The following is a 15791-nucleotide window of genomic DNA, read 5'->3' on the forward strand; positions in this document are numbered from 1 at the left end:
TGTGAGCGCGCCCGACGCGGCCGTGAGGAGAGGCCGGACGAGGCCGGGGCGGCTCCTCGTCCGGGGCGGGCTGGCGGCGCTCGCGGCGGCGGGTCTCGCCGCGCTGGCGCTCTGGGCCTATGTGGACCGCCTCGGGCCGCTGGACCTGTCCCATGTCGGGGATGGCTCCGTCACCGTGACGGACCGGGACGGGCGGCTTTTGCGCGCCTTCACGACCCCGGACGGCCGCTGGCGCCTGCCGACCCGGGTGGCGGAGGTCGATCCCCGCTTCATCACGCTCCTGACCGCCTACGAGGACCGGCGCTACCGCAGCCATGGCGGCCTCGACGGGCGCGCCTTCGCGAGGGCGGCGTGGCAGGCGGTCCGGCGCGGCCGCGTGGTGTCGGGCGGCTCCACGCTGACCATGCAGGTGGCGCGCCTGCTGGAGCCGCGGGAGGAGCGGACGCTTGCGGCCAAGCTGCGGCAGGCGGTGCGGGCCGTGCAGCTCGAGGCCCGCTTCAGCAAGGACCAGATCCTCGACCTCTACCTTTCGCTCGCCCCCTACGGGGGCAATCTGGAGGGCTTGCGGGCCGCCTCGCTCGGCTATTTCGGCAAGGAGCCGAAGCGGCTCACCACCGCGGAGGCGGCGCTGCTCGTCGCGCTGCCGCAGTCGCCCGAAACGCGGCGGCCGGACCGCTCGCCCGAGGCCGCCCGGGCGGCGCGCGACCGCGTCCTGGACCGCGCCGTGGCGCATGGGGCGCTGGGACGGGCGGAAGCCGCCCTGGCCCGCCAGGAGCCGTCCCCCACGGGCCGCCGAGCCGTTCCGCTGCTGGCCGCCCACGCCGCGGAAGCGGCCGTGCGGCTGGATCCGGCCAAGAGCATCCATCGCCTCACCCTCGACGCCCGGGCGCAGGCGGCTCTGGAGAGCCTCGCCAGGGAGCGCGCCGAGGCGCTCGGTCCGCGCCTGTCGGTGGCGATCCTGGCGGTCGACAACGCCACCGGCGAGGTCCGGGCCCATGTGGGAGCCGCCGACTACGGCTCCGCCGAGCGGGCGGGGGCGATCGACATGGCCAACGCCGTGCGGTCGCCGGGCTCGGCCCTCAAGCCCTTCATCTACGCGATGGCCTTCGAGGCCGGCCTCGCCCACCCGGAGACCATCCTGGACGACCGGCCGTCGCGCTTCGGGCTCTATGCGCCCGAGAATTTCGACCTCTCCTACCAGGGCTCGGTGACGGCCCGCCGGGCGTTGCAGCTGTCCCTCAACGTCCCGGCCGTGGAGCTCCTGTCCGATGTCGGGCCGGCCCGTTTCCTGGCGCGCCTGCGCGGGGCCGGGGCGGACCTGGTCGTGCCCAAGGAAGCGGCGCCGGGCCTCGCCGTGGGCCTCGGCGGACTCGGCGTCAGGCTCACCGACCTGGTGCGCCTCTATGTCGGGCTGGCGCGAGGCGGGCAGGCGCCCCCGCTCGCGTGGAACGCGGACCGGGCGCCGGCCTCGGACCCGGGGGGCCGCATCGCCGAGCCGGTCTCGTCCTGGTACGTGTACGACGTGCTGCGCGGGGCGCCGCCCCCGGCCAACGCCCCCGCCGGGCGGCTCGCCTTCAAGACGGGCACCTCCTATGGCTACCGCGACGCCTGGGCGGTCGGGTTCGACCGCCGCGTCACCATCGGGGTGTGGGTGGGCCGTCCCGACGGCGCAGCGGTGCCCGGCCTCATCGGCCGGCAGGTCGCGGCGCCGATCCTGTTCGACGCCTTTTCGCGGCTGGGCGGCGAACCCGAATCCATCCCGGCCCCGCGCGACGCCCTGATCACGACGAATCTGGGCCTGCCGCCGCCCCTGCGCCGGTTGCGCCGGGAGGCCTCTCGGCCGCTCCTCGCCGCCCAGGGCGCGCCGCTCAAGATCGCCTTCCCGCCGGATGGCGCGCGCGTCGATCTCGGCCTCGCGGCGGGCGCGGCGGCCGACGCGAGCCTCACCCTCAAGGCGATGGGCGGCACGCCGCCGCTGATCTGGCTGGTGAACGGCCGGCCCGTCGGGGAGCCCGACAGCCGACGGCAGGGCGCCTGGAAACCGGACGGCGCGGGGTTCGCCCGCGTCTCCGTCATGGACGCGGCGGGAGCCACCGACAGCGTCATGGTGCGGCTGGAATAGCCCGCTCAGGCCAGCCTGCGGACGACCTCGGCGGCGAGCGCCAGCGAAGCGGTCAGGCCGGGGCTTTCGATCCCGTACAGGTTGACCAGCCCGGGAACCCCGTGCTCGCCGGGTCCGTCGATGCGGAAATCCGGCGCGGGATCGTGCGGGCCGGCGATCTTGGGCCGGATGCCCGAATAGCCCGGCGCCAGCGCGTTCTCCGGCAGGCCGGGCCAGTATTTCCGGATGGCGGCGTCGAACCCTTCTCCCCGGGCGGGGTCGACCTCGTAGGAGATCTCGTCGATCCATTCGACGTCGGGCCCGAACCGCGCCTGCCCGCCGAGATCGATGGTGAGATGGACGCCGAGCCCGTGCGTGTGCGGCGCCGGATAGATGAGCCGGCTGAAGGGCGCGCGCCCGATCAGCACGAAATAGTTGCCCTTGGCGTAGAGGGTCTCGGGAACCTGGTCCGGCCGAAGCCCTTCGATCGCTCCGGCCACGCTGGACGCGTGCAGGCCGCCGCAATTGACCAGCGCTCCCGTCGTGATCCGCATCGGCTCGGCCCCGCCGGTCTCGACCACGATGGCGTTGCCGGTGGCGTCCGCGCGCAGGAACGGCGTGTGGAACGCGAAGGCGGCGCCCGCCTCCTCGGCGTCGCCCTGCAGGGCCAGCATATAGGCGTGGCTGTCGATGATGCCCGTGGAGGGCGACCAGAGCGCCCCGACGCAGGACAGCGCGGGCTCCATGGCGAGCGCCGCCCCGGCCGTGATCATCGTCAGGTCGTCGCAGCCATTCGCCTCGCCCTTGCGCCGGATGGCGTCGACGGCGGCGAGCTCCACCTCGTCGGTGGCGACGACCAGCTTGCCGCAGCGCCGGTGCGGAACGTGGTGGCTCTCGCAGAAGGCGTAGAGCAGCGCCTTGCCCTCGACGCAGAAGCGGGCCTTCAGGCTGCCGGTCGGGTAGTACAGCCCGGCGTGGATCACCTCGCTGTTGCGCGAGGACGTCTCGGTCCCGACGCCCTCGGCCTGCTCCAGCACGATCACCGAGCGGCCGGACAGCGCCAGCTCCCGCGCGACCGCGAGGCCGACCACGCCGGCTCCGACCACGATGGCGTCGACGTCGCTCATCGGGCGGGCGCGCTCAAGACAGCTTGCCGGCGCGTGGATCGCGCCGGGCGACCCGCGACAGCAGGTATTCGATTTCGCCCTTGGCGGTGGCGCTGATCCCGGCGCCCGGCTTGCGCTGCGCGTCGGAGGCCAGCACGCCGCGGCGCTTCAGGACGTATTTGCGGACCGCGAGGCCGATGCCCGGCTGCTGCTCGTAGCGCACCAGCGGCAGATGCGCGTCGAACATGTCGTGCGCCGCGTCGCGCTCGCCCGCCGCCGAGAGGCGGACCACGTCGACCAGCATCTCCGGGAAGGCGTAGCCGGTCATCGCGCCGTCGACGCCGCGCTCCATTTCGAAGTCGAGGAACAGGCCGCCATTGCCGGTGAGGATGGAGACCCGCCGCAGCGTCCCCTCCTGCTCGAACCGGCGCAGGGTGGAGATCTTCTCCAGGCCGGGCCAGTCCTCGTGCTTCAGCATCACGCAGGACGGGTTGTCCATGATGATCCGCTGGATGACCTTCGGCGTCATCACCACCGTCAGGGTGAGCGGATAGTCCTGGATGCAGAACGGGATGTCCGTCCCGATCGCCTCGACGGCCTGCGCGTAGTAGCCGACGATCTGGTCGTCCGTGCGCAGGGAGGGAGGCGGCGCGATCATGACGCCCCCGGCGCCCGCGTCCATGACGGCGCGCGCCAGCGACCGCATGGCGGCGAAGCCGGGGGCGGAGACGCCGACCAGCACCGGAAGGCCCTGGGCCCGCCGGATGCACCGGGTCGCGAAGGCCAGCGCCTCGGCCTGGTCGAGCTTGGGCGCCTCGCCCATGATGCCCAGGATCGTCATCCCGGTGGCCCCGATCTCCCGGTACCAGTCCACCATGCGGTCGGTCGACGCGAGGTCGATCTCGCCCGCGTCCGTGAAGGGGGTCGGGGCGATGGGGTAAACGCCCTTGGCGTGAATGCCGAACATGGAGCTCTCCGGGCCGCTCTTCGTCTTGCGCGCCCCAGCCTCTAAGCCGCACGGGGCGGCGCGGCAAGGCCGCCCGGCGCAGGGCGGCTCCTCGCGCGCCGCGTCAGGAGCGGCCCACCATGGTTTCGGGCCGGACGAGTTCGTCGAATTCGCGTTCGTCCACGAGCCCCAGCCGGAGCGCCTCCTCGCGGAGGGTGGTTCCGTTCTGGTGCGCCGTCTTGGCCACCTTGGCGGCGGCGTCGTAGCCGATCTTCGGCGCCAGGGCCGTCACCAGCATCAGGGAGCGGCGCATCAGGTCGTCGATGCGGGCGGTGTCAGCCGCGACGCCGTCCACGCAATGCTGGCGGAAGCTGTCACAGGCGTCGGCCAGCAGCCGCACGGATTGCAGCACGGCGTCGATGATCACCGGCTTATAGACGTTGAGTTCGAAATGCCCCTGGCTGCCCGCCACCGTGACGGTGGTCTGGTTGCCGAACACGCGGGCGCACACCATCGTCATCGCCTCGCACTGGGTCGGGTTGACCTTGCCGGGCATGATCGAGGAGCCGGGCTCGTTCTCCGGCAGGATCAGCTCCCCGAGGCCCGAGCGCGGGCCGGACCCCAGGAAGCGGATGTCGTTGGCGACCTTGAACAGCCCCGCCGCCAGCGCGTTCAGCGCGCCATGCACGTAGACCAGCGCATCATTGCTGGCGAGCGCCTCGAACTTGTTCGGCGCGCTGGTGAAGGGCAGGCCGGTCAGCTCCGCGATCTTCGCCGCGATGGCCTCGGCGAATTGCGGATGGGCGTTCAGCCCCGTCCCCACCGCGGTGCCGCCCTGGGCCAGCGGATAGAGATCGGGCAGGGCCCGCTCGATGCGCTCGCGGCCGAGCCGGACCTGCGCGGCGTAGCCGGAAAACTCCTGCCCGAGGGTCAGCGGCGTCGCGTCCTGGGTGTGGGTGCGGCCGATCTTGACGATCGAGGCGAACTCCAGGGTCTTGGCGTCGAGCGACGCCTGCAGCCGTTCCAGCGCGGGGAGGAGCCGGCCGTGGATCTCGCGCGCCGCCGCGACATGCATGGCGGTCGGGAAGGTGTCGTTGGAGGACTGCCCCCGATTGACGTGGTCGTTGGGATGGACGGGCGTCTTGCCGCCGCGCGTTCCGGCGAGCGCCTCGTTGGCGCGCCCGGCCAGGACCTCGTTGACGTTCATGTTGGTCTGCGTGCCCGAGCCGGTCTGCCAGACCGCCAGCGGAAACTCTCCCTCCATGCGCCCGGCCAGGGCCTCGTCGGCAGCGGCCGCGATGGCGTCCGCGATCCTCGGCTCGACTTCGCCGAGATCGCGATTGACCAGCGCCGCGGCCTTCTTGACCAACACGAGCGCGTCGATCAGGGGCGGCGGCATCTTCTCGACGCCGATGTCGAAATTCTGCCGGGAGCGCTGCGTCTGCGCGCCCCAATAATGGGCGGCGGGAACCTCGATGGGGCCGAAGCTGTCGGTTTCGATGCGGGTCTCGGCCATGTCATCCTCCTGGCGGGCGGCGCGCGGGCGCTCAGCTTCTGGCGCAAACGCGGCGGACGGAAGACGGTTTCGGCGCGCGCGGCCCGGCGGCCGGCCGGAGCGGCGCCCATCCGTTGTGCACGACAGCCCTCCACGACGGCACGGCCCTTGCCTCAGGTCCCCTTGAGACTAACGTGAGCCGCGACGGCGGCTCTCCACCGTCGCGAACCGGGAAGAGCCTCGTGTCCATCGTCGCCGCGCTCCATCACGTCACGCACTACGTCTATGATCGGGACGTGGCGATCGGCCCGCAGGTGATCCGCCTGCGCCCGGCCCCGCATTGCCGCACCCCCGTGAAGAGCTATTCCCTCAAGGTTTCGCCGGCCAACCACTTCGTCAACTGGCAGCAGGATCCGCACGGCAACTGGCTGGCCCGGTTCGTCTTCCCGGAGCCGGCGCGCGAGCTGAAGATCGAGGTCGACCTCGTGGCCGAGCTCGCCGTGGTCAACCCGTTCGACTTTTTCGTCGAGGACTTCGCGCAGACCTTCCCGTTCGCCTATCCGGCCGAGCTCGCGCATGAGCTGAAGCCCTATCTGGAGAGCGAGGAGGGCGGCCCCGCGCTCGACGCCTATGTGGCCGCCGTGCCGCGCCAGCCGACCGCGATCGTCGACTTCCTGGTGGGGCTGAACCAGCGCCTCCAGCAGGAGATCCAGTATCTGATCCGCATGGAGCCCGGCGTCCACACGCCGGACGAGACGCTGACGCTGCGCTCCGGCTCGTGCCGCGACACGAGCTGGCTGCTCGTCCAGGTGCTGCGGCGTCTCGGCCTCGCGGCGCGGTTCGTGTCGGGATACCTCATCCAGCTCAAGCATGACCTGAAGGCCCTGGACGGGCCGGCCGGCACCGACCACGACTTCACCGACCTTCACGCCTGGGCAGAGGTCTACATCCCCGGCGCGGGCTGGATCGGGCTCGACCCGACCTCGGGGCTGTTCTGCGGCGAGGGCCATCTGCCCCTGGCGGCGACCCCGCATTACCGCTCGGCCGCGCCGATCAGCGGCATGGTCGGCTTCGCCGAGGTCACCTTCGACTTCGCCATGGAGGTGACCCGCGTCGAGGAGGCGCCGCGCGTCACCCTGCCCTTCTCGGACGAGGCCTGGAAGGCGCTCGACGCCGTGGGCGAGCAGGTCGACCGCGACCTCGCCGCGCAGGACGTGCGCCTCACGATGGGCGGCGAGCCGACCTTCGTCTCCGTGGACGACTACGAGGCCGACGAGTGGAACACCGCCGCCGTCGGGCCCACCAAGCGCCAAAAGGCCGATGCGCTGGTGCGCCGGCTGCGCGAGCGCTTCGCCCCGGGCGGCTTCCTGCATCACGGGCAGGGCAAGTGGTATCCCGGAGAATCGCTGCCGCGCTGGACCTTCGCGCTCTACTGGCGCAAGGACGGCGAGCCGGTCTGGCGCGACCCGTCGCTGCTGGCGCTGGAGACGCCGGAGAAACCCCTCGTGGCCGAGGACGCCGAGCGCCTCGCGCGGGGCGTGGCGGACCGGCTGGGAGTCGGCGCCGAATTCGCCGTGCCGGCCTATGAGGACCCGGCGCACTGGATCCTGAAGGAGGCCGAACTCCCCGGCAACGTCGACCCGCTCGACTCCAAGCTCGACGACCCCGAGGCGCGGGCCCGGATCGCGCGCGTCTTCGAGCACGGCCTGGGCCGCGCCACCGGCTGGGCCCTGCCCATCCAGGCCTGGAACGCCCAGTCGGCCGACCGACGCTGGAAGACGGAACGCTGGAGGCTGCGCCGCGGCAAGCTGCTGCTGGTGCCGGGCGACTCGCCGGTGGGGTTCCGGCTTCCGCTCGGCGGGCTGCCGCACATCCCCAAGGCGTCCTACCCCTATGTGGTGCCGGCCGACCCGGGCGAGGACCGGCCGCCGCTGCCGCCGGCGGACGTCATCGCCGCGCATGTGCAGCCGCGGATCCACGCTCCGACCGCCGAGGGCGCGGCGACCCAGGAGGTCGTCGAGCAGGTCGCCGTCGAGGGCGCGGTCAGGACCGCCGTCGCCTTCGAGGTGCGCGACGGCATCCCGTATGTGTTCATGCCGCCCGTCGAGCGGCTGGAGGACTATCTCGAACTGATCGCCGCCGTGGAGGACACGGCCCGGGCGACCGGCCTGCAGGTCCGCATCGAGGGCTATGCGCCGCCCCAGGACCCCCGCATCAATGTGCTGAAGGTCACTCCCGACCCCGGCGTCATCGAGGTGAACGTGCAGCCCGCCGCCAGCTGGCGCGAGGCGGTCGACATCACCCAGGGCGTCTACGAGGAGGGCCGGCTCGCCCGGCTGGGAACCGACAAGTTCATGATCGACGGCCGCCACGCAGGCACCGGCGGCGGCAACCATGTGGTGATCGGCGGCGCGACGCCGCATGACAGCCCGTTCCTGCGTCGGCCGGACCTGCTCAAGAGCCTCGTCCTGTACTGGCAGCGCCACCCGGCGCTGTCCTACCTGTTTTCCGGCCTGTTCATCGGCCCGACCAGCCAGGCGCCGCGCGTCGACGAGGCGCGCCACGATTCGCTCTACGAACTCGAGATCGCGATGCGGATGGTCTCGGAGCCGGGCGGACCGCCGACGCCGCCCTGGCTCGTCGACCGCCTATTCCGCAACCTCCTGGTCGACGTCACCGGCAACACGCACCGCTCCGAGATCTGCATCGACAAGCTGTTCTCTCCGGACGGCCCCACGGGCCGGCTCGGACTGGTGGAGTTCCGCTCCTTCGAGATGCCGCCCGACGCCCGCATGAGCCTCGCGCAGCAGCTGCTGCTGCGGGCGCTCGTGGCCTGGTTCTGGCGCGAGCCGCAGCGCGGCGACCTCACCCGCTGGGGCACGGGCCTGCATGACCGGTTCATGCTGCCGCACGTGCTCTGGGGAGATTTCCTGGAGGTCGTGGCCGATCTCCGGCGGGCGGGCTACGACATCGACCCGGTCTGGTTCGAGGCGCAGCGCGAGTTCCGCTTCCCGTTCTGCGGGCGCATCGAGGCCGGCGGCGTCGACATGGAGATCCGCCAAGCGCTGGAGCCCTGGCACGTCATGGGCGAAACCGGCGCGATCGGCGGGACCGTGCGCTTCGTCGACTCGTCGGTCGAACGCCTGCAGGTGAAGGTGGAGGGCATGAACCCGGCCCGCCACGTCGTGTCGTGCAACGGCCGCCGCGTGCCGATGACCAGCACCGGAACGCCCGGCGAGGCGGTCGCGGGCGTCCGGTTCAAAGCCTGGAAGCCGGCCTCCGGCATGCATCCGACCATCCCGGTCCATGCGCCGCTCACCTTCGACCTCATCGACGCCTGGAACGGCCGCTCGCTGGGCGGCTGCGTCTACCACGTCGCCCATCCGGGCGGCCGCAGCTACGACACCTTCCCGGTCAACGCCTATGAGGCGGAGGCGCGCCGCCTCGCGCGGTTCGAGCCGTTCGGCCATACGCCGGGCCCGGTCGTCCCGCCGCGGGCCGAGCCGTCGACGGAGTTTCCGATGACGCTCGACCTTCGCCGCCCGCCGGGATGGGCCTGATGATCCAGGCGACCGGATCGGCCGGCGAGGACGACCGCGCCAGGGCCTCGGCCCTGGTGGGCGGCTACAAGCCGCTGCCGGGCATCCGCGACGAGTTCGTGGACGAGGCCGGCCGGCTCCGGCCGCATTGGGCGCCGGTGGTGGAGGGGCTGTCGGGGGATCCGGCCGAAGTGGACCGGGCCTTCGCGCTGGCGGACCGCCACCAGCGGGACTCCGGCGTCTATTACCGCGTCTATGACGCGGGCGAGAGCCGCGAGCGCTCCTGGCCGCTCAGCCATGTGCCGCTCGTCATCCCGGACGCCGAATGGTCGCAGATCGCGGCCGGGCTGGTGGAGCGGGCGGAGCTCCTCGACGCGGTGCTGGACGACGTCTACGGACCCGGCCGGCTCGCGGCCGACGGCGCCCTGCCGGCCGCGCTGGTGGCCGGAAGCCCCGATTTCCTGCGCCCGCTGGTGGGCTTGCCGACCCGCGGCCGGCGGCGCCTGCAGGTCTACGCCGCCGATCTCGGCCGCGGGCCGGACGGTCGCTGGTGGGTGCTGGGCGACCGCGCCCAGGCGCCCTCCGGCATGGGCTACGCGCTGGAGAACCGGATCGCGCTGTCGCGCGCCGCGCCGGACCTCTACGGCTCCATGAATGTCCGCCGGCTGGCGCCGTTCTTCCAGACCTGGCGCGGCGCGCTGGCCGAGCAGGCCGGACGCGAGGCGTCCCGCATCTGCCTGCTGACGCCCGGCGCGCTGAACGAGACCTATTTCGAGCACGCCTATCTGTCGCGCTATCTGGGCTTCCTGCTGGTGGAGGGGGGCGACCTCACCGTCCAGGACGGCTCCGTCTTCGTGCGCACCATCGCGGGCCTGAAGCGCGTCGACGTGCTGGTGCGGCGCCTGGACGCGGAGTTCGCCGACCCGATCGAGCTCGCCGGCTCCTCGCGGATCGGCCTTCCAGGCCTCGTCGAGGCCGTGCGCGCCGGCAAGGTCGTGCTCGCCAACCCGCTGGGCGCAGGCGTGCTGGAGACCCGGGCGCTGCTGGGCTTCCTGCCGTCGCTGGCCCGCACGATCCTTGGGCGCGATCTCAGCCTGCCGAACGTGGCGACCTGGTGGTGCGGCCAGCGGGCCGAGCGCGAGCATGTGCGGAGCCATCTCGAGGCGCTCGCCATCGCGCCGGCCTACGCCAGGGTCGCGGACTGGCCGTTCGGGGCCGAGCCCGTGCCGGGCGCCGACCTCGGCCGGGAGGACCGGGCGAGGTTGGAATCGATCCTGGAGCGCCGCGGCTTCGACGTGGTGGGGCAGGAGGTGGTTCGCCTCTCCACCATGCCGGTCTGGCGCGGCGGCAGGCTGGAGCCGCGCCCCTTCACGCTGCGCGCCTATGTGGTGTCCACCGCGAACGGGTGGGAGGTGATGCCCGGCGGGTTCTGTCGCGTCTCCGAGACGCAGGACGCCCGCGCCCTGTCGATGCAGCTCGGCGACCGATCGGCGGACGTCTGGATCACGTCGGAGGAGCCGGTCGAGCAGGTCACGCTCCTGCCCAGCCCCGACCGCGTCGCCATCAAGCGCGTGATCGGCTATCTGCCGAGCCGCGCCGCCGAGAACCTGTTCTGGCTGGGGCGCTATCTGGAGCGGGCCGAAGCGACGGTGCGCGTGGTGCGCTGCCTCGCGGGGCTGCTGGTGGAGAGCACGGAGAGCTCCGGCCCGGCCCGCGAGGCGGTGACGAGGCTGACCGAGCTGCTGGTCGCCTGGGGGGCGATGCGACCCCTCCCCGCGCACCAGAAAGGCGCCGCTCCGCTGGCTGTCGACGCCGCGCTGCGCAGCAAGGCGCGGTCCGGATCGGCGCTGAGCCTGCTGGGCGAGGCGCGGCGGACGGCCTCGGTGATCCGCGACCGCCTCTCGACCGACGCGGTGCGGGCCCTCGCCGACCTCGCCTCCCTGTTCGCGCATGGCGGCGAGGCCGTCAGCCAGGCGGAGGCGCTGGACCTCTGCGACCAGTCGCTGCGGATCATGGCGGCGTTTTCGGGCCTCGTTCAGGAGAACATGAACCGCCTCTCGGGCTGGCGCTTCCTGGAGATCGGCCGGCGCATCGAGCGCGGCGTGCTGACCGGGCGCTGCGTCCGCCGCCTGGCCGATGCGAGCGCCACCGCGCCCTGCCTGGACGCGCTGCTTGAGATCACCGACAGCCAGATCACCTATCGGGCCCGCTACCTCATGGGCGCCCTGCGGCTCCCGGTGGTCGATCTCGTGGCCCTGGACGACGGCAATCCGCGCGCGGTCGCGTTCCAGGTGGCGCGCATCCAGGATCATCTGGCGGCGCTGAGCAATCTGCCCACCCATGCGGCGCTGGACCTGCCGCAGAAGATCGTGCTCCAGATCGCGACCTCGCTGCGCGTCATCGACGTCGACGACCTCCAGATGGACGACGTGCTGGCGATCGAGAACCGCCTCATGGAGCTCTCGACCGAGATCTCCAGCCGTTTCTTCTCGCAAAGCCCGCTCGATCCCGAGGAGGAGGGGGCGTGATCTACGAAGTCACCCACACGACGACCTACGAATACGAGTCGCGGGTCTCCTTCGCCCGGTGCCAGCTGAACATCGAACCGGCCGACCGCCCCGGCCAGCGGGTGCTGTCGCACGCGCTGCACATCGTTCCGAAGCCGGTCGAGATGGACCGGCACCGCGACTTCTTCGGCAATTGGAGCACCAACGTCGCCTTCGCCGACCCGCATGACGAGCTCACCGTGCGGGCGGTGTCGCGCATCGAGGTCGACCCGCCGACCGCCCTCGCGCCGATGATGTCGGAGCCCTGGGAACAGGTTCGCGAGGCAGCGGCGGAGCACCCCGACCTCGGGCCGGACTCGCCGGTGCACGCGCTCTTCCCGTCCCGCTTCGCCCCGGTGTCGGCCGAGGTCACCGCCTACGGGGAGACGTCGTTCCCGCGGGGCCGCCCCGTCGTCGAGGCGGTCCGCGCCTTGATGGAGCGGATCTACGAGGACTTCGCCTACGACCCGAAGGCCACCGAGGTGTCCACGCCGGTCGCCGAGGTGCTCGTGGCCCGCCGGGGCGTGTGCCAGGACTTCGCCCATCTGATGATCGCCGCCCTGCGCGGGCTTGGCCTGCCGGCGCTCTATGTCAGCGGCTATCTGCGCACCATCCCTCCCCCCGGCGCAGAGAGGCTGGTGGGGGCGGACGCCACCCACGCCTGGGCCTCCGTCTGGTGCGGGTCCGGCGTCGGCTGGCTCGGCTTCGATCCGACCAACGCCGTGCTGGCCGGAGAGGACCATGTGGTGCTCGCCGTGGGCCGCGACTATGCGGACGTGGCGCCGGTCTCGGGCGTGGTGATGTCGGCGCAGGGCCACCGGCTGTCGGTGGAGGTCGACGTCGTGCCTCTGTGACGCGCTAAGCGTCCTGCACGGCCCGCGCGGGGGCCGCCGGGGCCGCCTGAGCCTGCACCAGCACGGGGCCGGCGTCGGCGAAACGGACGCCGGCCTCCCGCAGGGCCGATTCGATGCGGCGGTAGGCCTCCGAGCGCACCTCGAACTGGCGCCCCGGAGGGGTCTGCACCTTGCAGCGGAAGATCTTCACGCCGGGCTGGATGCGGTAGAGCTTCGCCTTGAGGGGCTCCACGATCACGCCGGCGAACTCGGGCTCCTCCAGCATCGCCTGGCCGATCTTCTTGACCATCTTGCGCACGAATTCGCTGTCGACGTCGATCGGCAGCGGAATCTCGAACTTGTCGATCACCCAGTCGCGCGAGTTGTTCTTGACCGAGCCGAGCACCCCGTAGGGAACGAAGTGCAGCGGCCCGTTCTGGTGGCGCAGCGCCACGGTGCGCAGCGTGATCCGCTCCACCGTGCCCTTCGCCGACCCGCCGCCCTCGATGTAGTCGCCGATGCGGAAGACGTCCTCCACGAGATAGAACACGCCGGAGAGGATGTCGCGCACGAGGGTCTGGGCCCCGAAGCCCACCGCGATGCCCACCACCCCGGCGCCGGCCAGCAGGGGCGTGATCTCGATCCCGAACACGGAGAGCGCCGACAGGACCAGCAGCGCCGCGATGGCGACGCCCGTCGCCTTGCGCAAGAGCGGCAGCAGCGTCACGAGGCGCGCCTGGGAGCCCGCCTCGGGGTCGCGCGAGACCGCCGCGATGCGGTCGAGCTTGCTGTCGATCGCCCCGCAGGTCGCAGCCCACGCCATGTCGGCCAGCAGCGCCAGGGCCAGCGCGCCCAGGATGCGGGAGGCCCAGACCCCGCCGACGCCGGTGGCCGCGTCCATGGAGAACAAGGGCGCGCCCCACACCCAGGCGCAGGCGCCCAGTCCGGCGACCGCGATGACGAAGCGGGCGAAGCGCAGCGTCAGGTCGCGCAGCACTGGCGATCGGGACGGCGGCGCCTCGTCCGGATCGGACGAGGTCCCGGCGTCGAGCGCGTCGAAGACGAACAGCACGCAGCGGCGCGCGACGGCTTCGGCCGCCGCCGTGAGGGTCAGGATCAGGAGCGTGGCCGCGGGCGCCTGGGCGTTGCCGGCCCAGAGCAGGCCGAAAAGACCGAGCCAGAGGACCGCCCAGAAGGTGCGCGGGACGGCGTGGAGCCGACGCCGCGCGCTGCCGGGCGGCGGAGCGGGCCGACGCTTTTCGGAAGCGCGGGCGGCCGCATAGACCAGCGCGGAGGCCAGGACCACGCCGGCGATCTGGATCGACGCCGCCAGGTGCACGGCGTCCGACAGTTCGACCAGGAGGTCAGGCGCGAAGAGCGCGGCCGACAACAGCGCTGCGATGATCGTGACGGCCAGCGTCGCCCGCCTGGCCCGGCGCGAGCCCATGCTGACGAGCCTCAGGCGCGGCGCGCCGGGCTGGAGGACGCCGAACGCCACGGCCCTGACCACCCGGACGGCGGTGACCATCACCGCCATGGTGACGACCGCGTCCTGCACGCCCGGGGGCCACGCGAAAGCCGCGGAGGCGGCCAGCAGCGCGAGCCCGAAGATGATCGCGCCCGCCAGCCTGAGCGCGGCGGTGCGCAGCGCCAGCTTTAGGGCGGCGGCGCGCGGGCCGGGCGCGGACGCCTCGGCGTCGCGCAGGGCCGGGACTGCGTAGGTCCAATACATCCACTCCAGCCCGCCCGCGATGATGAAGATCACCAGCCCGAAGGTGAAGGAGCGAACGCCGTCGCCGGTCTGCAGCGCGGCGCTCCACTCGGCCGCGAGTCGGCGCGCGTCGTCTCGCGCCAGCGCCGCATGGCGGACGCTCTCGGCGAGGCGGCCCTGGGCGGTTTCGAGCAGCGGGAACAGGATGGCGAGCAGGCCGCGATCCATCATGGCGGTGGACGGGCCCGCCCCGGCCCATGCGGGCGCGATCAGGCCCGCCGAGGCCGCCAGAACCGCAGGCGATCCGGCGCGCCTCATGCCGAGACCTCCGCCAGCGGCGGATGCGCCGGCCTGTGCGGGACGGCCACGTCGGCGTCCGGCCGGACGAGGCGCGTCACGGCGGCCTCCCCGGCCATGAGCCTCGCCCGGCAGGCGAGCCGGACGTCCGGTCCCGCGCCCTGCAGCACGCGCGCCTCGATGGCGTCCGCGGGGCTGAGATTCTCCGCCCCGGCGATCACCTGGACCCTGCAGGTCCCGCACCGTCCGCGCCCGGAGCACAGGCTCGCATGCGGGACGTCGCTCAGGCGGCTGATCTCCAGGATGGAGAGTCCGGCGCGGCCCACGCCGATCAGGTCGTCGTCATAGTCCACCCGCACGGTCGAGCCGCGGGCCCGCAGGATGCGGGCCAGCATCGTGGCGAGCGCGCCCAAGGCGAGGACCATGTAGACGCGCTGGATTGCGGCGTTCACGCCCATGAGCATGGGGAAGTTGGCGTTCAGCATGCTCCAGGCCTGCTCGACGCCGGTCCGAAAAGGGCCGTCCTGCGCCATGCGGGCGAGGATCTCCTTGCCGGCCTGCGCGAAGCCGAGCAGCGCCGCGATGGGCAGTCCGAAGAGGAGCGGGGTGACGAGCCGGTCCGCGCGGCTCCCCGAACGGGCCGCCAGCCACATGTGCAGGCCGATGGCGGCGTGGACCCAGACGACCAGCACGACAAAGAGCTGCTGGAAGGCGTTGACGGGGGTCAGCACCCAGAAGCCGGCCAGCATCACCGGGTAGCTGATCTCCAGATTCGGGATCACGGACCAGCTGACGCGGGCCACGACGACGTGCCCGGCCAGGAGCGGGACGACCGCCAGGCCCAGCGTCACCTGCACCCAGTCGGTCCGCCGGAAAGCGGCGCTGCGCCGCGCTGCGATCGAGGCGAGGCTCGTGGCGAGATGCACGATCCCCGCCGCCGCCAGCAGCAGCTCGCCCAGCCCGGTCTGCCACGGGGCGGCGAGCCAGGCTCGCCCGGCCTCCATGGCGTTGATGGAGACGAGGCCGAGCGCCAGATTGATCAGGTGCCCCGTCACGAACAGCATCAGCACGAGGCCGCTCACGAGGCGGCTGGTTCTGACCATCAGGGATGCCGGCATCAGGACTGTGGTTCCACGCGTGTCGGCGGAGCATGCGTGCAGCGTTCACGCTTGTCGAGCAGCGCGGCGACACATCCCGGTGAGCGCGTCGTGATCGGC

9 protein-coding genes are annotated in these 15791 nt (G+C 72.4%); 4 read left to right on the forward strand and 5 right to left on the reverse strand.

All coding sequences use genetic code 11. The annotated features are described in order from the left end of the window. Position 1 precedes the first annotated feature (1 nt). Positions 2 to 2122 carry a penicillin-binding protein 1C gene (gene pbpC / locus ACYVO7_RS02925; RefSeq protein ID WP_460448336.1) on the forward strand — a complete coding sequence of 707 codons (2121 nt, stop codon included), beginning with the start codon at positions 2 to 4 and terminating at the stop codon, positions 2120 to 2122. 5 nt (positions 2123 to 2127) lie between these two features. On the opposite strand, the gene ACYVO7_RS02930 is transcribed toward pbpC, so the two are convergent. From ACYVO7_RS02930 to fumC, 3 genes are all read right to left on the reverse strand, one after another. Further along, the gene (locus tag ACYVO7_RS02930; protein WP_460448337.1) at positions 2128 to 3228 is read right to left on the reverse strand and encodes an NAD(P)/FAD-dependent oxidoreductase; all 1101 of its coding nucleotides are present in this window, start codon (positions 3226 to 3228) and stop codon (positions 2128 to 2130) included. Between the two features lie 13 nt (positions 3229 to 3241). Then, positions 3242 to 4174: a dihydrodipicolinate synthase family protein gene (locus ACYVO7_RS02935; protein WP_460448338.1), complete on the reverse strand. Its 933-nt coding sequence runs from the start codon at positions 4172 to 4174 to the stop codon at positions 3242 to 3244. A gap of 103 nt (positions 4175 to 4277) precedes the next feature. Then, on the reverse strand, positions 4278 to 5669 hold the full coding sequence (fumC, locus tag ACYVO7_RS02940) for a class II fumarate hydratase (RefSeq protein WP_460448339.1): 1392 nt from the start codon (positions 5667 to 5669) through the stop codon (positions 4278 to 4280). Between the two features lie 221 nt (positions 5670 to 5890). On the opposite strand from fumC, the gene ACYVO7_RS02945 reads away from it, so the two are divergent. From ACYVO7_RS02945 to ACYVO7_RS02955, 3 genes are read left to right on the forward strand one after another with little or no spacing between them, the layout of a single operon-like run. Further along, positions 5891 to 9208 (forward strand): transglutaminase family protein, encoded by a 3318-nt coding sequence (locus tag ACYVO7_RS02945; protein ID WP_460448340.1) that lies wholly within the window; start codon positions 5891 to 5893, stop codon positions 9206 to 9208. Then, on the forward strand, positions 9208 to 11715 hold the full coding sequence (locus ACYVO7_RS02950; protein ID WP_460448341.1) for a circularly permuted type 2 ATP-grasp protein: 2508 nt from the start codon (positions 9208 to 9210) through the stop codon (positions 11713 to 11715). The genes ACYVO7_RS02945 and ACYVO7_RS02950 overlap by 1 nt, the downstream gene beginning before the upstream one ends. Then, on the forward strand, positions 11712 to 12587 hold the full coding sequence (locus ACYVO7_RS02955) for a transglutaminase family protein (protein ID WP_460448342.1): 876 nt from the start codon (positions 11712 to 11714) through the stop codon (positions 12585 to 12587). The genes ACYVO7_RS02950 and ACYVO7_RS02955 overlap by 4 nt, the downstream gene beginning before the upstream one ends. 4 nt (positions 12588 to 12591) lie before the next feature. Here ACYVO7_RS02955 and ACYVO7_RS02960 read toward each other — a convergent pair whose 3' ends face one another. Together ACYVO7_RS02960 and ACYVO7_RS02965 are read right to left on the reverse strand one after the other, a co-directional pair. After that, complete coding sequence (locus ACYVO7_RS02960) at positions 12592 to 14595, reverse strand: mechanosensitive ion channel family protein (protein ID WP_460448343.1); 2004 nt, start codon at positions 14593 to 14595, stop codon at positions 12592 to 12594. After that, on the reverse strand, positions 14592 to 15692 hold the full coding sequence (locus ACYVO7_RS02965) for a 2Fe-2S iron-sulfur cluster-binding protein (protein WP_460448344.1): 1101 nt from the start codon (positions 15690 to 15692) through the stop codon (positions 14592 to 14594). The genes ACYVO7_RS02960 and ACYVO7_RS02965 overlap by 4 nt, the downstream gene beginning before the upstream one ends. Between the last annotated feature and the right edge of the window lie 99 nt (positions 15693 to 15791).

It is taken from the genome of Alsobacter sp. SYSU BS001988, from assembly GCF_054796215.1.

Coding starts and splice junctions, on each gene's coding strand:
- ACYVO7_RS02930 (WP_460448337.1), bottom strand. CDS start 3,228: ATGAGCGACGTCGACGCCATCGTGGTCGGAGCCGGCGTGGTCGGCCTC.
- ACYVO7_RS02935 (WP_460448338.1), bottom strand. CDS start 4,174: ATGTTCGGCATTCACGCCAAGGGCGTTTACCCCATCGCCCCGACCCCC.
- fumC (WP_460448339.1), bottom strand. CDS start 5,669: ATGGCCGAGACCCGCATCGAAACCGACAGCTTCGGCCCCATCGAGGTT.
- ACYVO7_RS02950 (WP_460448341.1), top strand. CDS start 9,208: ATGATCCAGGCGACCGGATCGGCCGGCGAGGACGACCGCGCCAGGGCC.
- ACYVO7_RS02960 (WP_460448343.1), bottom strand. CDS start 14,595: ATGAGGCGCGCCGGATCGCCTGCGGTTCTGGCGGCCTCGGCGGGCCTG.
- ACYVO7_RS02965 (WP_460448344.1), bottom strand. CDS start 15,692: ATGCCGGCATCCCTGATGGTCAGAACCAGCCGCCTCGTGAGCGGCCTC.